The sequence below is a fragment of the Mycolicibacterium wolinskyi genome, from assembly GCF_002101965.1.
GTDB classification, from domain to species: Bacteria; Actinomycetota; Actinomycetes; order Mycobacteriales; family Mycobacteriaceae; genus Mycobacterium; species Mycobacterium wolinskyi.
Genome location: NZ_LQQA01000004.1, coordinates 191,839 through 213,405 on the forward strand (window position 1 = coordinate 191,839; position 21,567 = coordinate 213,405).

Annotated in this window: 19 protein-coding genes; 14 read left to right on the forward strand and 5 right to left on the reverse strand. The window is 66.7% G+C overall.

Annotation, left to right across the window (positions count from 1 at the left end):
* Positions 1 to 18 precede the first annotated feature (18 nt).
* From pdxS to AWC31_RS01565, 5 genes are all read left to right on the forward strand, one after another.
* Positions 19 to 930 carry a pyridoxal 5'-phosphate synthase lyase subunit PdxS gene (pdxS, locus tag AWC31_RS01545; RefSeq protein WP_085142110.1) on the forward strand — a complete coding sequence of 304 codons (912 nt, stop codon included), beginning with the start codon at positions 19 to 21 and terminating at the stop codon, positions 928 to 930.
* 9 nt (positions 931 to 939) lie between these two features.
* Positions 940 to 1,785 (forward strand): acyl-CoA thioesterase II, encoded by an 846-nt coding sequence (tesB, locus tag AWC31_RS01550; protein WP_067844959.1) that lies wholly within the window; start codon positions 940 to 942, stop codon positions 1,783 to 1,785.
* On the forward strand, positions 1,782 to 2,363 hold the full coding sequence (pdxT, locus tag AWC31_RS01555) for a pyridoxal 5'-phosphate synthase glutaminase subunit PdxT (protein WP_085142112.1): 582 nt from the start codon (positions 1,782 to 1,784) through the stop codon (positions 2,361 to 2,363). Before tesB ends, pdxT begins: the two co-directional genes overlap by 4 nt.
* A 32-nt stretch (positions 2,364 to 2,395) precedes the next feature.
* Positions 2,396 to 2,893, forward strand: a complete 498-nt coding sequence (locus AWC31_RS01560; protein WP_133060061.1) for a hypothetical protein — start codon at positions 2,396 to 2,398, stop codon at positions 2,891 to 2,893.
* Between the two features lie 141 nt (positions 2,894 to 3,034).
* A complete protein-coding gene (locus tag AWC31_RS01565; protein ID WP_067844965.1) occupies positions 3,035 to 3,790 on the forward strand; it encodes a YebC/PmpR family DNA-binding transcriptional regulator in 756 nt (251 codons plus the stop codon).
* 4 nt (positions 3,791 to 3,794) lie between these two features.
* Here the strand turns inward: AWC31_RS01565 and AWC31_RS01570 are convergent, their stop codons facing one another.
* A complete protein-coding gene (locus AWC31_RS01570; protein ID WP_085142116.1) occupies positions 3,795 to 4,445 on the reverse strand; it encodes an SDR family oxidoreductase in 651 nt (216 codons plus the stop codon).
* Positions 4,446 to 4,561: 116 nt separating this feature from the next.
* Here AWC31_RS01570 and AWC31_RS01575 point away from each other — a divergent pair, with 116 nt between their 5' ends.
* The 5 genes from AWC31_RS01575 (at position 4,562) to AWC31_RS01595 (ending at position 7,544) form a co-directional block, all read left to right on the forward strand.
* The gene (locus AWC31_RS01575; protein WP_085142236.1) at positions 4,562 to 4,879 is read left to right on the forward strand and encodes a hypothetical protein; all 318 of its coding nucleotides are present in this window, start codon (positions 4,562 to 4,564) and stop codon (positions 4,877 to 4,879) included.
* Between the two features lie 72 nt (positions 4,880 to 4,951).
* Positions 4,952 to 5,506 (forward strand): crossover junction endodeoxyribonuclease RuvC, encoded by a 555-nt coding sequence (gene ruvC / locus AWC31_RS01580; RefSeq protein ID WP_085142118.1) that lies wholly within the window; start codon positions 4,952 to 4,954, stop codon positions 5,504 to 5,506.
* Positions 5,503 to 6,090 (forward strand): Holliday junction branch migration protein RuvA, encoded by a 588-nt coding sequence (gene ruvA, locus AWC31_RS01585; RefSeq protein WP_085142120.1) that lies wholly within the window; start codon positions 5,503 to 5,505, stop codon positions 6,088 to 6,090. Before ruvC ends, ruvA begins: the two co-directional genes overlap by 4 nt.
* A gap of 3 nt (positions 6,091 to 6,093) precedes the next feature.
* On the forward strand, positions 6,094 to 7,152 hold the full coding sequence (gene ruvB / locus AWC31_RS01590; protein WP_067844971.1) for a Holliday junction branch migration DNA helicase RuvB: 1,059 nt from the start codon (positions 6,094 to 6,096) through the stop codon (positions 7,150 to 7,152).
* A gap of 5 nt (positions 7,153 to 7,157) precedes the next feature.
* Complete coding sequence (locus AWC31_RS01595) at positions 7,158 to 7,544, forward strand: DUF1304 domain-containing protein (RefSeq protein ID WP_085142238.1); 387 nt, start codon at positions 7,158 to 7,160, stop codon at positions 7,542 to 7,544.
* A 114-nt stretch (positions 7,545 to 7,658) separates the two neighbouring features.
* Here AWC31_RS01595 and car (AWC31_RS01600) read toward each other — a convergent pair whose 3' ends face one another.
* The 3 genes from car (AWC31_RS01600) to AWC31_RS01610 all read right to left on the reverse strand — a co-directional run bounded on the left by car (AWC31_RS01600) (position 7,659) and on the right by AWC31_RS01610 (position 15,687).
* A complete protein-coding gene (gene car, locus AWC31_RS01600) occupies positions 7,659 to 11,129 on the reverse strand; it encodes a carboxylic acid reductase (RefSeq protein WP_085142122.1) in 3,471 nt (1,156 codons plus the stop codon).
* A 208-nt stretch (positions 11,130 to 11,337) separates the two neighbouring features.
* On the reverse strand, positions 11,338 to 14,859 hold the full coding sequence (gene car, locus AWC31_RS01605) for a carboxylic acid reductase (protein ID WP_085142124.1): 3,522 nt from the start codon (positions 14,857 to 14,859) through the stop codon (positions 11,338 to 11,340).
* Positions 14,860 to 15,051: 192 nt separating this feature from the next.
* Positions 15,052 to 15,687, reverse strand: a complete 636-nt coding sequence (locus tag AWC31_RS01610; protein WP_085142126.1) for a maleylpyruvate isomerase N-terminal domain-containing protein — start codon at positions 15,685 to 15,687, stop codon at positions 15,052 to 15,054.
* A gap of 68 nt (positions 15,688 to 15,755) precedes the next feature.
* Between AWC31_RS01610 and AWC31_RS01615 the strand changes: the two genes are divergently transcribed.
* Positions 15,756 to 16,385, forward strand: coding sequence for a hypothetical protein (locus AWC31_RS01615; RefSeq protein ID WP_085142239.1), 630 nt, complete (start codon positions 15,756 to 15,758; stop codon positions 16,383 to 16,385).
* On the opposite strand, the gene gabT is transcribed toward AWC31_RS01615, so the two are convergent.
* Positions 16,382 to 17,722, reverse strand: a complete 1,341-nt coding sequence (gene gabT, locus AWC31_RS01620; protein ID WP_085142240.1) for a 4-aminobutyrate--2-oxoglutarate transaminase — start codon at positions 17,720 to 17,722, stop codon at positions 16,382 to 16,384. The genes AWC31_RS01615 and gabT overlap by 4 nt on opposite strands.
* 262 nt (positions 17,723 to 17,984) lie before the next feature.
* Here gabT and yajC point away from each other — a divergent pair, with 262 nt between their 5' ends.
* From yajC to secF, 3 genes are all read left to right on the forward strand, one after another.
* Positions 17,985 to 18,341: a preprotein translocase subunit YajC gene (yajC, locus tag AWC31_RS01625; RefSeq protein WP_067844979.1), complete on the forward strand. Its 357-nt coding sequence runs from the start codon at positions 17,985 to 17,987 to the stop codon at positions 18,339 to 18,341.
* A 72-nt stretch (positions 18,342 to 18,413) separates the two neighbouring features.
* A complete protein-coding gene (gene secD / locus AWC31_RS01630) occupies positions 18,414 to 20,279 on the forward strand; it encodes a protein translocase subunit SecD (protein ID WP_085142128.1) in 1,866 nt (621 codons plus the stop codon).
* A 4-nt stretch (positions 20,280 to 20,283) separates the two neighbouring features.
* Positions 20,284 to 21,564, forward strand: coding sequence for a protein translocase subunit SecF (gene secF / locus AWC31_RS01635; RefSeq protein WP_085142130.1), 1,281 nt, complete (start codon positions 20,284 to 20,286; stop codon positions 21,562 to 21,564).
* Positions 21,565 to 21,567: the final 3 nt, after the last annotated feature.

Genomic DNA, 21,567 nt, shown 5'->3' on the forward strand with positions numbered 1-21,567 from the left:
AATCTGGAGGAGATAGCAGTGGAAACCGCGGCGCAGAACGGTTCAAACAACCAGACCGGAACCGCGCGTGTGAAGCGTGGTATGGCTGAGATGCTCAAGGGTGGCGTGATCATGGACGTGGTCACGCCCGAGCAGGCTCGCATTGCTGAGGGTGCGGGTGCGGTGGCGGTGATGGCGTTGGAGCGGGTGCCTGCCGACATCCGCGCCCAGGGCGGGGTGTCGCGGATGAGCGATCCCGACATGATCGAGGGCATCATCGATGCGGTCACCATCCCGGTGATGGCCAAGGCCCGCATCGGCCATTTCGTGGAGGCCCAGATTCTGCAGAGCTTGGGTGTGGACTATGTCGACGAGTCGGAGGTGTTGACCCCGGCCGACTACACCAACCACATCGACAAGTGGCGCTTCACCGTGCCGTTCGTGTGTGGGGCGACCAATCTGGGTGAGGCGTTGCGCCGGATCACCGAGGGCGCGGCGATGATCCGCTCCAAGGGTGAGGCCGGCACCGGCGATGTCTCCAACGCGACGACGCACATGCGCAAGATCGGCGGCGAGATCCGCCGGCTGACCTCGATGAGCGAGGACGAGTTGTATGTGGCGGCCAAGGAACTGCAGGCCCCCTATGACCTCGTGGTCGAGGTGGCGCGGGCCGGCAAGCTGCCGGTCACGTTGTTCACCGCCGGTGGCATCGCGACCCCGGCCGATGCGGCGATGATGATGCAGCTCGGCGCCGAGGGGGTGTTCGTCGGGTCGGGCATCTTCAAATCCGGCAACCCCGCGCAGCGGGCCGCCGCGATCGTCAAGGCCACCACGTTCTACGACGATCCCGATGTGTTGGCCAAGGTGTCACGCGGTCTGGGCGAGGCCATGGTCGGCATCAACGTCGAAGACATCGCCCAGCCTCACCGCCTCGCCGAACGCGGCTGGTAAACAACTCACGTGGCGATCGAAGAGATCCTCGACCTGGAACAGCTCGAGGTCAACATCTATCGCGGTGGAGTGTTCAGCCCGGAATCCGGCTTTCTGCAGCGGACGTTCGGCGGCCATGTCGCCGGACAGTCGCTGGTGTCGGCCGTGCGGACGGTCGACCCGACGTTCCAGGTGCATTCCCTGCACGGCTATTTTCTGCGGCCAGGGGATGCCAGGGCGCCGTCGGTGTACACCGTCGAACGCATCCGCGATGGCGGCTCCTTCTGCACCCGCCGGGTGAGCGCGATCCAGCACGGCGAGACGATCTTCACGATGTCGGCGTCGTTCCAGACCGACCAGACCGGGATCGAACACCAGGACGCCATGCCCGAGGCTCCGGCACCCGATGATCTCCCGGGCTTCCGGTCCGGGGGAGCGTTCGACGACGCCGGGTTCGCGCAGTTCGCCGAATGGGACGTCCGGATCGTGCCGCGCGACCGCGTGCAGCGGCTGCCGGGCAAGGCGTCGCAACAGCAGGTGTGGTTCCGGCACCGCGACCCGCTGCCCGACGATCATGTCCTGCACATCTGCGCCTTGGCCTACATGAGCGACCTCACGCTGCTCGGCTCGGCGCAGGTGAACCATCTCGACGTGCGCAAGCACCTGATGGTCGCCTCGCTCGACCACGCCATGTGGTTCATGAGGCCGTTCCGCGCCGACGAGTGGTTGCTCTACGACCAGTCGTCGCCGTCGGCCTGCGGAGGCCGTTCACTGACGCAGGGCAAGATTTTCAACCAGTACGGCGAGATGGTTGCGGCGGTCATGCAGGAGGGGCTGACCCGCTTCAAACGCGACTTCACGCCCGAGGCCAAATGACCGCCCACGTGGGGGTGCTCGCGCTGCAGGGCGACACCCGCGAACATCTGGCAGCGCTGCGCGAGGCCGGCGCGGAAGCGTCGACCGTGCGTCGGCTCTCCGAGCTCGAGGCCATCGACGCGCTGGTGATCCCTGGCGGGGAGTCCACCGCCATGAGTCACCTGCTGCGGGAGTTCGACCTGCTCGAACCGCTTCGGGCCCGCATCGCCGAGGGCCTGCCGTGCTACGGGTCGTGCGCCGGGATGATCCTGCTGGCGACCGAGATCGCCGATGCCGGCGTCGAGGGCCGGGCCGCACTGCCGCTCAAGGGCATCGACATGACCGTGCGCCGCAACGCTTTTGGCCGGCAGGTCGACTCGTTCGAAGGTGACATCGACTTCATCGGGCTCGATACCCCGGTGCACGCGGTGTTCATCCGGGCGCCGTGGGTCGAGCGCGTCGGGCCCGACGTGCAGGTTCTCGCGCGCGCGGCCGACCACATCGTCGCGGTGCGTCACGGCTCGATGCTGGCCACGGCATTCCACCCGGAGATGACCGGCGACCGCCGGATTCACAAGTTGTTCGTCGACTCGCTCTGAGTTTCCCGGCCAGGGCGGACCGAGGAGTGACCATGAGGCGCTACGCCAGCAGCGGCAGGTATTACTGGAAGACGCCGGGGGAGGGCGCCTGGCTCCCCAGAGAGTGGGCCTACACGCCAGACGAGTTCGATTCGGTGTCCGTTCTGACCACCACGGAGCGGATGAGCCGGTGGTTCATGAGAACGCTCCTCCGCGCGGATGCTTTTGCCGAGCGCGTTGCCAGAGAGCGGCTCGCGATGACGGCAGTGCGCCGCCACGAGCAGGCACATGCCCTGAGCCGCGCGGGCAGTCGGACCCGTACCGCCACTGTGGTCGCCGTTCACGACTCCGGGATCGCCGTGGATGCAAGCTCGTCGCCCACGGCACAGGTGATCGCGGACGCCGCCGTCGTCACGGTGGGGATCGAGATCGATGGCGACCGGCGGGACGCGGTCACGCTTCTTCCGCGGACGGTTGCGATCGCACCTGCGCAGGAGTTCCTCGTGGTCGATCACCCCGATGACCCCATCCCGCTCTGGGTCGGCCGATAGCGCCGAGGCCGACGCAGTGGTCGATCCGCGGCTCGTGAGCCGACCCTTGTGTCGGTTTCGACGAGTCAGGGCCGGGCGCCGCGTGACCAGCCACGTAGACTGGTCAACCGGAGTTTCAGCAGAAAGAGGAGCACTACCTGCATGAGCGGCCATTCCAAGTGGGCCACCACCAAGCACAAGAAGGCCGTCATCGATGCCAAGCGCGGCAAGATGTTCGCCAAGCTGATCAAGAACATCGAGGTCGCGGCCCGCGTCGGTGGCAGCGACCCGGCCGGCAACCCCACGCTGTACGACGCCATCCAGAAGGCCAAGAAGTCTTCGGTGCCCAACGACAACATCGAGCGCGCCCGCAAGCGCGGCGGTGGTGAAGAGGCCGGCGGCGCCGACTGGCAGAACATCACCTACGAGGGCTACGGCCCCAACGGCGTCGCGGTGCTCATCGAGTGCCTGACCGACAACCGCAACCGCGCGGCCGGCGAGGTGCGCGTCGCGATGACCCGCAACGGCGGCAACATGGCCGATCCCGGTTCGGTGGCCTACCTGTTCTCCCGCAAGGGTGTCGTGACGCTGGAGAAGAACGGTCTCACCGAGGACGACGTCCTGATGGCGGTGCTGGAGGCCGGTGCCGAGGAGGTCAACGACCTCGGCGACTCGTTCGAGATCATCTCCGAACCCACCGACCTGGTGGCCGTGCGAACGGCTCTGCAGGACGCGGGCATCGACTATGAGTCGGCGGAGGCGAGCTTCCAGCCGTCGGTCACCGTCCCCGTCGACCTTGAGGGCGCACGCAAGGTGCTCAAGCTCGTCGATGCGCTGGAGGACAGCGACGACGTGCAGGACGTGTACACCAACATCGACATCCCGGACGACGTCGCGGCCCAGCTCGACGAGGAGTAACCGCTCAGCCGATGGCCTCGGCGATCGGCGTCGTCCCGGCGATGAGCTCGAATGTCCGTCCGGCGGTGTCCGGCGCGTCGAGGACCGCGAGCAACACCCGCGCGACGTCTTCGCGGGCGATGCTGCCGCGTCCTGTCGACTCCGCGATCGTCACGTTCCCGGTGCCGGGCTCATCGGTGAGCGAACCCGGACGCACGATCGTGGTGCGTAAACCGCTGCGCGCGCGGACATTTGCGTCGGCATCCGACTTCGCCCGCATGTACGCCCGGAACACCTCGTCGTAACTGTCGTCGAGCGATCGGTCGTCGGCCGAGATCGCCGAAACCATCACATACCGCTGCACCCCGGCGGCCTCGGCGGCATCGGCCAGCAGGATCGCGGCGTCCCGGTCGACGGTCTCCTTGCGGGCCGCCCCGCTGCCCGGCCCGGCGCCCGCCGCGAACACCACGGCATCGGCGCCGCCCACCGCCTCGGCCACCTCGTCGACCGAGGCCTGCTCCAAGTCCAGCACGACGGCCTGCGCGCCCGCTGCTTCCAGGTCGGCGACCTGGGCCGGGTTACGGATGAGCCCGGTCACCGAATCACCCCGCTCGGCCAGCAGCCGCTCGAGGATCATGGCGATCTTTCCGTGTCCACCAGCAATTACGACGCGCAATGTCAGTTACCTCCAATGGGGTTCGCCGAACACGTTTCTCACTCGAACTTACCGACCGGTCATGGCTGACCACCTATACCCGAGACTGGAACGTGACGAACCAGCAAGATGTCTGCGTGGCAGTGGTGACGGATCCGAACGGTACGGAGTGGTCGGTGCATCGGCGCTGGTGGCCGTTCCCCGATGTGTTCGATCTCGTCGATGTGGCTTTCTTCGGCTGGATCGGACTGCTCTTCGCGTTGCCGTTCCTGCTGTTGTGGCCGATCTGGTTGGCGACGAAGTTCCTCGGCGCGCGCTGGACGATCGAGGTCGAACGCAACGGAAGCCGGGTCGATACTGAGCTCGTACGCGGTTGGGCGCGGTCGGACGCGCGCATCGCCGAGCTATCTGGCCAGCTCGCCCAGGGCTGGCGGTCCGGCAACTACGCGATCTGAGCGTGTCCCTGCCGTCGGGCGTAGCGGGGCCACGCTAGGCTCTCGAACAGATGTTCTGACGAAGGGGTACGCGTGCGGGTGATGGGTGTCGATCCCGGGTTGACGCGCTGTGGTCTCTCGGTGATCGAGAGCGGCAAGGGCAGGCACGTCATCGCGCTCGACGTGGACGTGGTGCGCACCCCTGCGGACGAGCCGCTGCAGAAACGCCTGCTGGCGATCAGTGACGCCGCCGAATATTGGATGGACACCCACCGCCCCGACGTGATTGCCATCGAGCGAGTGTTCTCGAACCAGAACGCCAACACGGCGATGGGTACCGGGCAGGCCGGCGGGGTCATCGCGCTCGCCGCCGCAAAACGCGACATCGACGTGCACTTCCACACGCCGTCCGAGGTCAAGGCCGCCGTGACCGGCAACGGGCGAGCCGACAAAGCTCAGGTGACCACAATGGTCACGAAAATCCTTGAGCTGCAGCAGAAACCGACCCCTGCCGACGCCGCCGACGCCCTCGCTCTTGCGATCTGCCATTGCTGGCGGGCGCCCATGATCGCCCGGATGGCCGCCGCCGAGGCCATGGCCGCCGAACAACGGCGCAAGTACCAGGCCAAACTGAAGGCGGCCCGATGATTGCCTCGGTGCGCGGCGAAGTCATCGACATCGCACTCGACCATGCCGTGATCGAAGCCGCGGGCGTGGGCTACAAGGTGATGGCCACCCCGTCGACCTTGGCGACGCTGCGGCGGGGCACCGAATCCCGGCTGATCACCGCGATGATCGTGCGTGAGGATTCGATGACGCTCTACGGCTTCGCCGACGGCGACGCCAGAGACCTGTTCCTCACGCTGCTGGGGGTCTCGGGGGTGGGGCCCAAGATCGCGCTCGCGACGCTGGCCGTCCACGATCCGCAGGCGCTGCGACAGGCGTTGGCCGACGGCGACGTGACCGCGCTGACCCGGGTTCCCGGCATCGGCAAGCGTGGCGCCGAACGAATGGTGCTCGAACTGCGGGACAAGATCGGCCCGGTCACCCCGGGCCCCGGTCTCGCGGCCGGTGGCCATGCCGTCCGCGGCCCGGTCATCGAAGCGCTTGTGGGGCTTGGCTTTGCGGCCAAGCAGGCCGAGGAGGCCACCGACAAGGTACTGGCCAACGATCCCGAGGCCACCACGTCTGCTGCGCTGCGCGCCGCGCTGTCCATGCTGGGTAAGAAATAGCTCATGGGTCGCTTCGAGGATGATGACGCCGCCGCCGAGGACCGCGAGGTCTCCCCGGCGCTGACCGTCGGCGAAGGCGATATCGACGCGAGCCTGCGGCCGCGGTCGCTGGGGGAGTTCATCGGCCAGCCGCGCGTGCGCGAACAGCTGCAGCTCGTTCTCGAAGGGGCCAAGAACCGCGGCGGCACACCCGATCACATCCTGCTGTCGGGCCCGCCCGGCTTGGGCAAGACGTCGCTGGCCATGATCATCGCGGCCGAACTGGGCACGTCGCTTCGGGTCACGTCCGGGCCCGCGCTGGAACGGGCGGGCGACCTGGCCGCGATGCTGTCCAACCTGGTCGAGCACGACGTGCTGTTCATCGACGAGATCCACCGCATCGCCCGGCCCGCCGAGGAGATGCTGTACCTCGCGATGGAGGATTTCCGCGTCGACGTCGTCGTCGGAAAGGGTCCCGGCGCCACGTCGATCCCGCTCGAGGTCGCCCCGTTCACATTGGTGGGCGCCACCACCCGCTCCGGGGCGTTGACCGGCCCGTTGCGCGACCGCTTCGGGTTCACCGCGCACATGGATTTCTACGAGCCCGCCGAGTTGGAGCGCGTGCTGGCCCGGTCGGCAGGCATCCTCGGGATCGAGCTCGGGGCCGAGGCCGGCGCGGAGATCGCCCGGCGCTCGCGCGGAACGCCGCGCATCGCCAACCGGCTGCTCCGCCGGGTCCGCGACTATGCCGAGGTACGCGCCGACGGTGTCATCACCCGCGACATCGCCAAGGCCGCGCTGGAGGTCTATGACGTCGACGAGCTCGGCCTCGATCGGCTCGACCGGGCCGTATTGTCGGCGCTGACAAAGAGTTTCGGTGGCGGGCCGGTGGGCGTCTCGACGCTGGCCGTTGCGGTCGGGGAGGAGGCGACCACAGTGGAGGAAGTGTGTGAGCCGTTCCTGGTGCGTGCGGGGATGGTCGCCCGCACGCCGCGCGGCCGCGTCGCCACCCCGTTGGCCTGGACGCACCTGGGCATGCGGCCACCGGTTACCGGGCTGGGCCAGGCCGGCCTGTTTGAATGACGAGCATGGTCATCGCCGGATTGGTGTTCGCGGCCCTCGCCGCGCTTCTGCATGTCTACATCTTCGTGATGGAGTCGCTGACCTGGACCTCGCCGCGGACACGGGCGACGTTCGGCACAAGCCAGGAAGAGGCCGAGGCCACCAAGGAGCTCGCCTTCAATCAAGGCTTCTACAACCTCTTCCTGGCGATCGTGACGGCTATCGGCATCGTCGCAGCCGTGTTGGGACACAGCGCCATTGGTGCGGCACTGGTGTTCGCCGGCGCCGGTTCGATGGCGGCCGCGGCGCTCGTGCTATTGACGACTTCGCCCGACAAGACCCGGGCTGCGATCACGCAAGGCGCACTTCCGTTGATCGCGGTCATCCTCGTCGCCGTCGGACTGGCCGTCTAGAACAGCCTAATTTCCGCGTCGAAGCTGTTGTGGCCACATCGAATACATACTGATTGGCCGCGGTCCTGGTGGGACCGCGGCCGCTCAGGGGAACTTCCCTTGTGGGGAAGGCTGTTACAGCAGGCCGAGCTGCTGCAGGTTGGTGATGTACTGCACGATGATCGGCGCCGAGATGTGCGGGATGTCCTTGTCGGGCCCGATCTTGGCTTCCTGCACGGCAGCCCGGAACACGTCGGTCGGCGCGCCGGCGCCGAGCATCGGATGTGACGGCTGCTGGTAGTTGTGCAGCAGCGGCAGCAACGATGCCTGACGTTGCTTGTCCGGCAAGGCGCGCAGTGCCGTCTCGAAACGCTGCAACCACGTGGCGTAGTCGTCGATCCGATGCACCGGGTAGCCCGCGTCGATCAGCCAGTCGACGAACTCGTCGAGGCCGATGCCGTCGTCGTAGGGGTTCATGACGTGGTAGGTCTCAAATCCGTCGACCACGTGCACGCCGAGCGTCGAGATCGCTTCGGCGATGAACTCGACGGGCAGTCCGTCGTAGTGCGCGCGTTGCCGGTTGCCGTTGGCGTCGAGTTCGTAGAACGAGCCGGGTGCGATGCCGGTGGCGACGAGGCTCAACATCATCCTGGTGAACATGTCGGGCAGGTTCAACTGACCGGAATACGTTGTGTCCGCGAGGATCATGTCGCAGCGGAACACCGAGACGGGCAGCCCGCAGAGGTCGTGTGCCTCGCGCAGCAGCACCTCGCCGGCCCACTTGCTGTTGCCGTAACCGTTGGCGTACGAATCGTCGACCTGACGGGCCGGGCTGATCACGCGGATGTCGGCGTCCTCGACGAACTCACCGGGCTTGATACCCCAGCCCACACCGATCGTCGAGACGTAGACGAACGGCTTGATCTTGGTGGTGAGCGCGATCCGGATCAGCTCGGCGGTGCCGAGGGCGTTGGGGCCGAACAGCTGGCTGTAGGGCAGCACGTGGTTGACGAGCGCGGCCGGGTCGACGATCAGGTCGACGGTGTCGGCCAGCTGCTGCCACGTGTCGTCGTCCAGCCCGAGGTTGGCCTCGCCCTTGTCGCCTGCGATGACCTCCAGGTGGTCGGCGGCCAATTCGCGGTAATGTGCAAGCAGTTTGGGATCGCCGCTGTCGAACGTGGCGTCGAGGCGGGCGCGTGCGTCCTCATCGCTGCGGGCGCGGACCAGGCAGATGAGCTTTCCGTCGACGAGGTCCATGCGCTCGAGCCATTCGAGGGCCAGATAACGGCCGAGGAATCCGGTGGCGCCGGTCAGCAGGACCGTACGCACCTCGGTGCCGGCCTTCGGCAGGTTGGCGGCCTCGGCCAGCGTGGCCGCGTCGATGAACTTGTCAAGGGTCAGATCGGCGGCGTGAACCTCGGTCGCGTCGCGGCCGTGCACCGACGCGTAGGTCGGACGCTTCGAGCCGTGGCGTTCACCGTCGATGTAGGCGGCGATCCCGGCCAGATCGGTGGCCGGGCTGACGATCACGCCGACCGGCACGTCCACGTCGAAGATCTCGTGCAGCAGATTCGAGAAGGTCAACGCCGACAACGAATCTCCGCCCAGATCGGTAAAGTGCGCATCGGGCTGCAGGTCGTTCGCAGCAGCACCCAGCAGGGCGCCGGCGGCGCGGCTCACGGTGTCGATCACCGGTCCGGTGGCGCCGTTGCGGCGCAGTTCGCGCAGTTCGTTGGCCTGCCCTTCGGCGAGATCGGTGTAGAGTTGTTCGAGCCGATCGCCGTAGTGTGCCTTGAGTTTCGGCCGGGCGAGCTTCCGGATGCCGGTCAGCAGGCCGTTCTCCAGCGTGAAAGGCGTTGACTCCACGATGAAGTCACGCGGGATCTCATACGACTGCAGACCGGCGGCACGCGCCGCATCCTGCAGTGAGTCGCTGATCGCGGCCTTCGGTGTGGCCGGGTCGGTCGGGACCACGACGGCCAGCAGGTACGGCCGTGCACTGTTGCCGTAGATGTAGATCTGGCGGACGAGCGGGCTGTCGCCGAACACCGCCTCTAGCTTGGAGACCGTGACGAACTCGCCCTGCGACAGCTTGAGCACGTTGTTGCGCCGGTCCAGGTACTCGACCTGGTCCGGGCCGAGCTCGGCAACGATGTCACCGGTGCGGTAGTAGCCGTCCTCATCGAACATCTCGGCCGTGATGTCCGGACGCTTGTAGTACCCGGGGAACATTTGCTCGGACTTGACGAGCAACTCGCCGCGCGGGTGCGGCCGGTCGGTGCGGAAGTAACCCAGATCGGGCACGTCGACGAGCTTGTAGTCGATCACCGGCGGACGTTGGATATGGCCGTCGACGAACACCGATCCGGCCTCGGTTGAGCCGTAGCCCTCCAGCGGATGCATGTCGAGCAGGGTTTCCACCCAGGTCTTCATCTCGGCGGAGATGGGTGCGGAACCGGTGAGTGCGGATACGAACCGGCCGCCGAGCAGGTTATCGCGCACCTCGGCCAGAACCTCGGCCTCCGAGCCTGCGCCCCGCTGGTCGACCCGGCTCTGATATTCACCGAACAACATGTCCCAGATGCGCGGCACGAAGCTGAGCTGGGTGGGACGGACCAGGGCGAGATCTTCGAGGAAGGTCGAGAGGTCGCTGCGCGCGGCGAAGTATGCGGTGCCGCCGGTGCTGATCGTGCCGTACAGGATGCCGCGGCCCATGACGTGGCTCATCGGCAGGAAATTCAGGGTGATCGCGGGCAGGACGCTCTGCTTCTCGTCCCAGCTGGCCTTGGAGGCCATCCGCCACATGTTGGCGACCTTGCTTTCCGGGTACATGGCGCCCTTCGGCGTGCCGGTGCTGCCCGACGTGTAGATCAGCAAGGTCAACGGATCGGCCTGACCCGACACGTACAACGGAGCATCGGCGAGCGAGCGCCCGCGGTCCAGCACATCGGCCATCGATTCGACGACGATGTTGGTTCCGGCCAGCTTGGCCTTGGCCGCCTCGAATGCCTCCCGCTGGTCGTCGACCTCGGGCCGGTAATCGAAGACCACCAGGCGCGCTGGAGCAGGCCCGGCTTGGATGAGTTCGACTGCGTCGTCGAGGAAATCGACACTCGACGCCATCAGTTTGGGCTCGGTTTCGGCGACGATCGGGCGCAGCTGGGCAACCGGCGCGCTGGTCTGCAGCGGCACCGACACCGCGCCGAGCTCGATGAGCGCGACGTCGATGGTGGTGTAGTCCACGCTGGTGAAGCCGAGAATCGCGACGCGATCGCCGGGCTTGACCGGATGGTTGTGCCACGCGTTGGTCACGGCCTGAATCCGCCCACCGAGCTGGCGGTAGGTGATGGTCTCGAAGCGGGGCAGCAGTTCGGCCCGGGTGCGGCCGTTGGGTTCGGTGACGAGTTCGACGGCGCGCTGACCCAGCGCGGGGCGGTCGGCGTAGCCGGCCATGATCTCTTTGACGACGGCGGGCAGCCGGAGGTTCGGATTGTCGGCCGCCGCGGTCACAGCCTCGCTGGGCCTGGCCCCGGCGAACTGTTGATCGGTGCGGTAAAGGTCGGCGAGCCGGCGTTCATAACGCTCTTCGCATGTTTCGATCGACATAATTGGTCCCCTGAGCAAATCAACTTCTATGTGTCGGCGCTTCGCGGCGCCTATGAATTACTACGTTAGTAAAACTAAACATATTTCGAGATGCCAGTTCCGATGCTGCGAGATGCGTCACGCCCGACGGTGGCTGCTCGACTCTGCGATGAGGGCGGGAGAATCCGAGGGGACCGCGCCCTCACCGCAGAGTCGAAGCAGATCGTGGTCACAGCAGGCCGAGCTGCTTCAGGTTGGTGGCGTACTGCACGATGACCGGGGCGGTGACGTGGGGGATGTCTTTGTCCGGCCCGATCTTGGCTTCCTGGACCGCGGCCCGGAACCGATCGGTCGGGGCCAGTGCGCCGAGGACCGGTTGCTCCGGCTTTTGGTAGTTGTGCAGCAACGGGAGCAGCGAGGCCTGGCGCTGCTTGTCCGGCAGTGCCCGCAGGGTGCTTTCTAAACGCTGCAACCACTCGTGGTAGTCCGCGATGCGCTCGATGTGGTAACCCGCGTCGATCAGCCAGTCGACGAACTCGTCGAGGCCGATGCCGTCGTCGTAGGGGTTCATGACGTGGTAGGTCACGAATCCCGTCGTGACGTGGGAACCGAGCGTGGAGATGGCCTCGGCGATGAACTCGACGGGCAGTCCGTCGTAGTGCGCGCGTTGCCGGTTGCCAACCAATCCACCTGGGCCGTCGAGTTCGTAAAAGGACTTCGGTGCGATGCCGGTGGCGACGAGGCTCAGCATCATCCTGGTGAACATGTCGGGCAGGTTCAACTGACCGGAATACGTTGTGTCCGCGAGGATCATGTCGCAGCGGAACACCGAGACGGGCAGCCCGCAGAGGTCGTGTGCCTCGCGCAGCAGCACCTCGCCGGCCCACTTGCTGTTGCCGTAACCGTTGGCGTAGCTGTCGTCGATCTTGCGAACCGGGCTCATCACGCGGACATCGGCATCTTCGACGAACCTGCCCGGTTCGATCTGATCGCCCACGCCGATTGTCGACACGTAGGTGTATGGCTTGATCTTCGTCGTCAACGCGATGCGAATCAGCTCCGCGGTGCCCAGGGCGTTGGGGCCGAACAGCTCGCTGTAGGGCAGCACATGGTTGACGAGCGCGGCCGGGTCGACGATCAGATCGACGGTGTCGGCCAGCCGCTGCCACGTCTGCTTATCGAGGCCGAGGTCTGCCTCGCCCTTGTCGCCGGCGATGACCTCCAGGTGGTCTGCGGCCAGATCCCGGTAGTGCGCAAGCAGTTTCGCGTCGCCGACATCGAACGTCGCATCCAGGCGCGCTCGCGCGTCCGCGTCGGACTTCGCCCGCACCAGGCAGATCACCTTGCCGTCGACGAGGTCCATGCGCTCCAGCCATTCCAGGGCCAGATAGCGGCCGAGGAATCCGGTCGCGCCGGTCAGCAGGACCGTACGCACCTCGCTGCCCGCCTTCGGCAAATGGGTTGCGGCTGCGAGGGTCTGGTCGTCGATGAACTTGTCGAGCGTGAGGTCGGCCGCAGCCACCTCGGCCGAATGCCTGCCGTGCACGGAGGCGAAACTCGGACGCTTGGTGCCTTGACGCGCCGACTCGATGAAGGTCGCGATGGCGGCCAAGTCGTTGGCCGGGCTGACGATCACGCCCACCGGCACGTCGACGTCGAAGATCTCCCGCAGCAGATTCCCGAAAGTCAACGCCGACAGCGAATCACCGCCCAGATCGGTGAAGTGCGCATCGGGCTGCAGATCACTCGCCGCCGCACCGAGCAGGGCGCCGGCCGCGCGGCTCACCGTTTCCAGCACCGGGGCGTCGGCACCATTCGCGCGCAACGCGCGCAGTTCACTGGCCTGGCCATCGGCGAGATCTGCGTAGAGCTGCTCCAACCGATCGGCGTAGTGTGCCTTCAGTTTCGGCCAGGCGAGTTTGCGGATACCGGTCAGCAGGCCGTTCTCGAGTGTGAAAGGCGTTGTCTCCACGATGAAGTCGCGCGGGATCTCATACGACTGCAGGTCCGCTTCACGTGCCACCTGCTGCAGTGACTCGGCGATCTGGCTCTTGAGCTCTGCCGGCTCGTAGCGGTTCACGGCGGTTTCGGTCGGCACGACGACCGCGAGCAGATAGGGCCGCGCGCTGTTGCCGTAGATGTAGATCTGGCGCACGAGCGGGCTGTTGCCGAACACCGCCTCCAGCTTGGCCAGTGTGACGAACTCGCCCTGCGCGAGCTTGAGCACGTTGTTCCGCCGGTCGACGTACTTCAGCTGATCGGGCCCGATTTCGGCCACGATGTCGCCCGTCCGGTAGAAGCCGTCCTCGTCGAAGACGCCTGCGGTGATCTCCGGGCGTTTGTAGTAGCCGGGGAACATGTTGTCGGTCTTGACCAGCAACTCGCCCCGCGGGTAGGGCTGATCGGTACCGAAGTACCCCAGATCCGGCACATCGACGAGTTTGTAGTCGATCACGGGCGGGCGCTGCACCTGGTCGTCGAAGAAGACCATGCCCGCCTCGGTGGAGCCGTAGCCCTCCAGCACATGGATGTCGAGGAACGTCTCCAGCCAGGCCTTGAGTTCGGGTGAGATGGGCGCCGAGCCGGTCATGGCCGAGATGAATCGGCCACCGAGCAGATTGCGCCGCAGGTCGTCCATGACCTCGGTCTCGATCGCGGCACGGTCGCCGTCGTCATGGAGGCGGGAATCCACCCGGCTCTGGAACTCGCCGTGGATCATCTCCCAGACCCGCGGGACGAAGTTCAGTTCGGTGGGCCGGACCAACGCCAGGTCTTCGAGGAACGTCGAGAGGTCGCTGCGCGCGGCGAAGTAGCAGGTGCCGCCGGCCGCAAGGGATGCGTAGAGGATTCCGCGGCCCATCACATGGCTCATCGGCATGAAGCTGAGGTTGATCGAGGCCGTCGTGGGGCCGAACCAGGCCTTGCTGTTGCGGCGCCAGAACTTCGCGACGGCGCTCTGCAGGTACATCGCCCCCTTGGGCGCGCCGGTGCTGCCGGAGGTGTAGATCAGCAGTGCCAGCGGATCGGCCTCGTCGGAATGCGGGGCAGGCGCCTCGGGCAGGGCGCGGCCCCGCTTTTCGAGGTCGGGCAGGAGGTCGATGGCGACCGGGCTGCCCGCCGCGGCGAGCCGGGCTTTGGCGGCGGTGATTACGTCGCGATGGTCGTCGACCTCGGGATGATGGTCGAACACGATGAGTTGGGCCGGTGCATGGGCGGTCAGGGCCAGTTCGACGGCGTCGGCCACATAGTCGACGCTCGCCGCGATCACGCTCGGTTCGGTTTCGACGACGATGGGCGCCAGTGCGGCGGCCGACGAACTCGTCTGAAGCGGCACCGAAACCGCGCCGACCTGTCCGAGCGCGGTGTCGATCGCGGTGTAGTCGGCGCTGGTGAAGCCCAGGATGGCGACCCGGTCCCCGGGTGTGACACCTGACGCGTGCAGCGCCGCGGCAAGCGCGCTGACCCGGCTCCACAGTTCGCCGTAGGTGATCGTGTCGAACCGGGGGAGTAGCCGCGCGGTCGTTCGCCCGCTGACCGGGTCGACGACGAACTCGACGGCCCGCTCACCGAGGGCGGGCCGGTCGGAATACCCCTTCAGGACGGTCCGGACGATCTGTGGCAATCGCAGCCCCGGTTCGTCGACTGCGGCAGTCACCGACTCGCTCGGGATGGCGGCAGCGAACTGCGGGTCGGTGGCGGTCAATTCTGCAATGCGGCGTTCCAGCCGCTCTTCACGCGTATCAGTCGACATCACAAAGTCCTCTTGGAGACAGCTAATTTTGAACGGCGCGACGCTGCGCCCAACGTCTACTACGTTAGTAAAACTAAACTTATTTCCAGATCTGCTGCCACGCGGCTGTCAATGTGCTGTGAATTCGGGCCGATCTCGAGCGGGATCGCAAATGTCCTGTTAGGCAGCCGAATTCGGTCGAAGCCGATGGCGTCAGTGGATTGCCGGTACCGCCCCCGCCGGGCTCCGGCGGCCGGCGAGCACCTCGACCGCCGCAACCGGATCGGGCACCGCGATCAGCAGATCGCGCGTTGCGGCTAACGCTGCCGGCGACGGCTCGACACCGCCCACCGCATCGGCAAAGTCCAGCAGGTGTACGGTCGCCTCCATCAGTGCGACCTCGGCCACCACCGCAAGCGTGGTGCTGCCGACGATCGGATATCTGATGACGGTCTGCGCGGGGCGAGACATCTCGGGCATCTGCCGCAGCCTGCCCGCGCACTCGGCGAACCGGGCGGCGGCGACCCGCGGTGTCAACGCCGACGCCTCGGACACCGCTCGGTCCGCGATCTGATCGGCCGTGGTGTTGGCAACGCCGTCCGGTTCGTTGAAGATCCGCAGCATCGCGGCAGCGTCGGTGATCGCCGCAGGCCCCGCCACGGTGGCGGCCGCGAGCGATTCGAACGTGGTCGGCCCGGGGCAGACGTGTGCCACGAGCGCCTCGACCTGCCACGGGACACACCGCGTGGCGGTGCGCCACTGCACGTCGGTGAGTTCGGCGCACCGACGGCCCCAGCGTTCCCAGGCGTTGGCGAGCACATCGCGCAGTGTCACATCAGCGAGGCGCATTTCTCCAGCCTAAGAGCGTTACGCCTCGGTTCGGTGTGGGTACCCAGTCGTACGACAAAGGAGGCATCATGACCGAATTCGATACCCGTCGTGGCGGCAGGATGCGGATGCCGCGCAGCCGTGGCGCCGCGAGCGGGTTCCTGCTGTTGGTGCTCGGAATCTGGGGAGCGTTGATCCCCTTCATCGGACCGTACTTCGACTTCGCCTTCACCCCGGACCAGCCGTGGACCTGGACGATGGGGCGCGGTTGGCTCGAAGTGCTTCCTGGTGCCGCGGCTGCCGTCGGCGGACTGTTGCTGCTGGCCTCAGGTAACCGGGCGACCGCCATGCTCGGCGGCTGGCTCGCCGTAGCTGCCGGCGCCTGGTTCGTGATCGGCCGGGCATTGGCCGGACCGCTCGGCCTCGGCGACGCGGGCATGCCCGTCGCGGTCACCGAAGCCAAGCAGGTGTCACTCGAGTTGGCCTACTTCTCCGGCCTGGGTGCGCTGATCGTTTTCCTCGGTGCCATGGCGCTGGGTCGGTTGTCGATCCGCAGCATCCGTGACATCGAGTACGCGCAGCGGCCCGTCGTGACGGAGCCGGTGCCGGCAGCGGCCGTTCCGGCCGGCGATGCGGCGCCCGCGACCGCGGTGCCCGCAGCGCCGAAGCGTCGCGGGCTGGGCGGCCTGTTCGGTCGGCGCCACACCCACGCGCACTAGAGGTCGCGCAGGATCAGCTCGAGCACATCGAGTCCTTCGATGAGCAGCTCGTCGCTGATCGTGAGCGGCGGCAGGAACCGCAGCACATTGCCGTAAGTGCCGCAGGACAACACGATCACTCCGGCGGTGTGGGCGCCCGCGCACAACGCCTTCGTCAGCTCGGCATCGGGTTCGGTGGTGCCGGGCTTGACGAGTTCCACGGCGATCATCGCGCCGCGTCCACGTACGTCGCCGATCCGGTCGTCATCGGCCTGCAGACGCCCGAGCCGGTCTTTCATCAGCTGCTCGATCTGCCGGGCCCGGGCGACCAGCCCGTCGGATTCGATGGTCTCGATCGTGGCGAGTGCGGCCGCACACGCGAGCGGGTTGCCGCCATACGTGCCGCCGAGGCCCGACACGTGTGGCGAGTCCATGATCTCGGCGCGTCCGGTGACCGCCGACAGCGGCAGTCCGTCGGCGATGCCCTTCGCCGTGACGATGAGGTCGGGGTCGATGTCTTCGTGTTCGCACGCGAACATCGCGCCGGTGCGGGCGAACCCGGTCTGCACCTCGTCGGCGATGAACACGACGTCGTTGCGGCGACACCAGTCGAGGAGCGCGGGCAGGAACCCGTCGGCGGGGACGATGAAACCGCCCTCGCCTTGGATCGGCTCGATGATGACCGCGGCCAGGTTGTCGGCGCCGATCTGCTTGTCGATCACGCTGATCGCGCGCCGCGCCGCGAGCTCACCGTCCGTGGCGAGTTCCTTGCCGAACTCGGCATCGCGGAACGGATAGGACAGGGGAGCGCGGTACACCTCGGGTGCGAACGGTCCGAAACCGTGCTTGTAGGGCATCACCTTGGCGGTGAGCGCCATCGTGAGGTTCGTGCGGCCGTGGTAGGCGTGATCGAACGCGACGACGGCGGGTTTGTGGGTGTGTGAGCGGGCGATCTTGACGGCGTTCTCGACCGCTTCCGAGCCCGAGTTGAACAAGGCCGAGCGTTTCTCGCCGCGCACCGGGGTGAGCCGGTTGAGGTGCTCGCAGACCGCCACATACTCCTCGTACGGCGTCACCATGAAGCACGTATGGGTGAAGTCGCCGGCCTGTGCGCGCACCGCCTCGACGACTCGTGGCGAGGCGTTGCCGATCGTCGTGACGGCGATGCCGGAGCCGAGGTCGATCAGCCGGTTGCCGTCGACGTCCTCGACGATGCCGCCACCGGCCCGCGCGGCGTAGACCGGCATGGTGGTGCCGACCCCGCGGGCGACGGCCGTGGTCTTACGGTCGATGAGGGCCTGGGAGTTCGGGCCGGGGATGGCGGTGGCCAGGTGACGGCTCTGTTCTAGATGGCTCAACACTGACTCCTGCGAACGGACGGCGGCGCGGTGAGATGGAGCGCGTTTCGAGCCTAGTCGCCACGGTTCGGCATCAATCGGTTTTGCCTTCGATCATGATTAGGCACCGGCCAGGCATGGCGATTAGTGTCGCTAACAGCTGCTCAAGGAGATGGGGCCCTCGGCGCTGCGCTGGGGCAATGGCAGACTGGACAACTACGAGGTGTTGGGCCCGCGCGTCCGGACACCGTATATACGACTCGAAACGAAAGACAGTGCTGCCATGGATCTGGTCATCTTCCTGCCCCTGCTGATCATCATGGGCGCATTCATGTTCTTTGCGTCGCGACGGCAGAAGAAGGCGATGCAGGCCACCATCGACCTGCACAACTCGCTGCAGATCGGCGACCGGATCCACACCACGTCCGGTCTGCAGGGCACCATCACCGGCATCACCGACGACAACATCGATCTGGAGATCGCTCCCGGGGTCGTCACCACCTGGATGAAGCTCGCGGTCCGCGACCGCATCGAGTCCGACACCGACGATTCCTATGACGACGATGACGCGACTCCCGCGGCCACCGAGCTGACCGAAAGCACCGGTGTGACCGACACGGACGGTCTGAAGAAAGACTGACAGCAGACCACACAGGACAAGCACGTACCCTTTGCGGTGCTGACGAACTGATCTCAAGGAGACCTAAGCAACGTGGCATCGTCTTCGGCGCCGGTGCACCCTGCCCGCTACCTGACGCTTTTTCTGGTGCTGCTTGTCGGCGTCTACCTACTGGTGTTCCTGACCGGTGACAAGCAGGCCAAACCCAAACTCGGCATCGACCTGCAGGGCGGTACCCGGGTCACGCTGACCGCGCGCACCCCGGACGGCTCGGCGCCCACCAGGGAAGCCCTGAACCAGGCCCAGCAGATCATCAGTGCCCGCGTCGACGGCCTTGGTGTGTCCGGCTCAGAGGTCGTCATCGACGGCGACAACCTGGTCATCACCGTGCCGGGCAACGACGGCAACGAGGCGCGCAACCTCGGACAGACCGCCCGCCTGTACGTGCGGCCCGTGATCCACGCGATGGCGGCCAAACCGCCCGCCGCGGACAACGGCCAACCGCCGGCCGGAGCACCCGCGGCGCCAGGCGCACCCGGTGCGCCCGGCGGACTTCCCGGCCTGCCGGGCGGCCTGCCAGGAATGCCCGGCCTGCCCGGGATGCCACCGATCCAGCCGCCGCCCGGAGCCCCGCAGGAAGCGCCGCCCGCGGGATCGCTGCCCGCCGAGGCACCGCCCGCCGGCGAGCCCGCACCGCAACCTCGGCCCTACCCGCTGGAGCCGGCACCCGGTGAGCCGACCCCGGCACCCGCACCCGGTGAGCCGGCCCCGGCGCCGGGTGAAGCGCCTGCCCCCGCGCCCGGCTCGCCGGCGCCCGATGGGCCGAAGCCGAATGAACCGAAAGCCGATCTGGCGCAACGGATTGCCGATGAGAAGCAGCTGCGGCAGAGCACCGACCCGTCGATCCAGATCCTGGCCCTGCAGTTCCAGGCCACGCGTTGTGGTGAGGACGATGTGCTGGCCGGCAACGACGACCCCAACCTGCCGCTGATCACGTGCTCGACGGACGGGCAGACGGTCTACCTGCTCAACAAGTCGATCATGAGCGGCGAGGAGATCCAGAACGCCACGTCCGGCCTGGACCAGCAGCAGGGACAGTACGTCGTCGACGTCGAGTTCAAGAGCGGCGGCGCCAAGACGTGGGCGGACTTCACCGCCGCCAACGTCGGCACACAGACGGCGTTCACACTGGACTCGAAGGTCGTCAGCGCGCCCGAGATCCGCGAAGCCATACCGGGCGGAAACACTCAGATCACCGGCAACTTCACCGCCGATTCGGCGCGCGAACTGGCCAACGTGCTCAAGTACGGCTCGCTGCCGCTGTCCTTCGAATCCTCGGAGGCCGAAACGGTTTCGGCGACGCTGGGCCTGTCCTCACTGCGGGCCGGCCTGATCGCCGGTGCGATCGGGCTCGCGGCCGTGCTGCTGTACTCGCTGCTGTATTACCGCGTTCTGGGCCTGCTCGTCGCGCTGTCCCTCGTCGCTTCCGGCGCAGTGGTCTACGCGATTCTCGTGCTGCTCGGCAGATACATCGGCTACACGCTCGACCTGGCCGGTATCGCCGGTCTGATCATCGGTATCGGTACGACGGCGGACTCGTTCGTGGTGTTCTTCGAACGCATCAAAGACGAGATACGCGAAGGGCGTTCGTTCCGGTCGGCGGTGCCGCGAGGCTGGGCGCGTGCCCGCAAGACCATCGTGTCGGGTAACGCGGTCACCTTCCTGGCCGCCGCGGTGTTGTACTTCCTGGCGATCGGCCAGGTGAAGGGCTTCGCGTTCACGCTGGGCTTGACCACGATCCTCGACCTTGTCGTGGTGTTCCTGGTGACCTGGCCGTTGGTGTACCTGGCGTCCAAGTCGCCGACGATGGCCAAACCGGGACTGAACGGACTCGGCGCGGTGCAGCAGATCGCGCGGGAACGCCGGGAGGCTTCGCATGCGACCGCGGGACGGGGATAGACAGATGGCCGCCAAGAACACAAAAGCAACCGAAACCGACACCACCGACACCGCAGTGGAAGCGCCAGGCATCGAGTCGACGGCGCTGCCCAAGCACGGATTCTTCGTCCGGCTCTACACCGGTACCGGCGCGTTCGAGGTCATCGGCCGCCGCAAGCTCTGGTACACGGTCAGCGGGATCATCGTCGCGATCTCGATCGCGGCCATGGTGTTGCGTGGCTTCACCTTCGGCATCGACTTCGAGGGCGGCACCAAGGTGTCGATGCCGACGGCCGGTGCTCAGGGCACCATCACTGTCCAGCAGGTCGAAGACGTCTTCAACAAGACGCTCGGTCGCGCACCGGAATCCGTTGTGACGGTGGGTAGCGGCGGCTCGGCCACAGTGCAGATCCGCTCGGAGACACTGTCCAACGAGGAAGCCGAGAAGCTGCGCACCGCGCTGTTCGACGCGTTCCAGCCGAAGGGCAGCGACGGGCAGCCGAGCAAGCAGGTGATCAGCGACTCCGCGGTGTCGGAAACGTGGGGCGGGCAGATCACCCAGAAGGCGTTGATCGCGCTCGTGGTGTTCCTGGTCCTCGCGGCCATCTACATCACCTGGCGCTATGAGCGCTACATGGCCATCGCCGCGCTGGCGACATTGGTGTTCGACCTCGTCGTCACCGCCGGTGTCTACGCACTGGTGGGATTCGAGGTCACGCCGGCCACCGTGATCGGCCTGCTGACGATTCTCGGTTTCTCGCTGTACGACACCGTGATCGTGTTCGACAAGGTCGAGGAGAACACCAACGGCTTCGAGCACACGACCCGGCGAACGTTCGCCGAGCAGGCCAACCTCGCGGTCAACCAGACGTTCATGCGATCGATCAACACGAGCCTCATCTCGGTGCTGCCCATCGTGGCGTTGATCGTCGTGGCGGTCTGGCTGCTCGGTGTCGGCACCTTGATGGACCTGGCGCTGGTTCAGCTCGTCGGCGTCATCGTGGGCACCTACTCGTCGATCTACTTCGCGACCCCGCTGCTGGTGTCGCTGCGCGAACGCACCGAGCTGGTGCGCAAGCACACCCGGAAGGTGCTCAATCGCAGGCAGCCGGGCAAGGCCGGTGCGACGAAGCCGGCCCAGCCGGCCACCGCCGAGTCGGACGACGTCGAGGACTCCGACAGCGAGCCGGTCAGCGCCGGAGCCGGTCAGCCCGCCGCGGCCAAGCCCGCACCGGGAGCACGTCCGTCGCGGCCGTCGACGTCGAAGACAGGTCGTCCGTCCGGTAAACGAACCACCCGGCGGTAAACC

Bases quoted from the DNA above. Each gene is read 5' to 3' on its own strand.
- AWC31_RS01615 (WP_085142239.1), top strand. From the start codon at position 15,756: ATGACCGAATTCGATACCCGTCGTGGCGGCAGGATGCGGATGCCGCGC.
- ruvB (WP_067844971.1), top strand. From the start codon at position 6,094: ATGGGTCGCTTCGAGGATGATGACGCCGCCGCCGAGGACCGCGAGGTC.
- pdxT (WP_085142112.1), top strand. From the start codon at position 1,782: ATGACCGCCCACGTGGGGGTGCTCGCGCTGCAGGGCGACACCCGCGAA.
- AWC31_RS01610 (WP_085142126.1), bottom strand. From the start codon at position 15,687: ATGCGCCTCGCTGATGTGACACTGCGCGATGTGCTCGCCAACGCCTGG.
- car (WP_085142124.1), bottom strand. From the start codon at position 14,859: ATGTCGACTGATACGCGTGAAGAGCGGCTGGAACGCCGCATTGCAGAA.
- car (WP_085142122.1), bottom strand. From the start codon at position 11,129: ATGTCGATCGAAACATGCGAAGAGCGTTATGAACGCCGGCTCGCCGAC.
- yajC (WP_067844979.1), top strand. From the start codon at position 17,985: ATGGATCTGGTCATCTTCCTGCCCCTGCTGATCATCATGGGCGCATTC.
- AWC31_RS01565 (WP_067844965.1), top strand. From the start codon at position 3,035: ATGAGCGGCCATTCCAAGTGGGCCACCACCAAGCACAAGAAGGCCGTC.
- ruvA (WP_085142120.1), top strand. From the start codon at position 5,503: ATGATTGCCTCGGTGCGCGGCGAAGTCATCGACATCGCACTCGACCAT.
- secF (WP_085142130.1), top strand. From the start codon at position 20,284: ATGGCCGCCAAGAACACAAAAGCAACCGAAACCGACACCACCGACACC.
- AWC31_RS01595 (WP_085142238.1), top strand. From the start codon at position 7,158: ATGGTCATCGCCGGATTGGTGTTCGCGGCCCTCGCCGCGCTTCTGCAT.
- AWC31_RS01560 (WP_133060061.1), top strand. From the start codon at position 2,396: ATGAGGCGCTACGCCAGCAGCGGCAGGTATTACTGGAAGACGCCGGGG.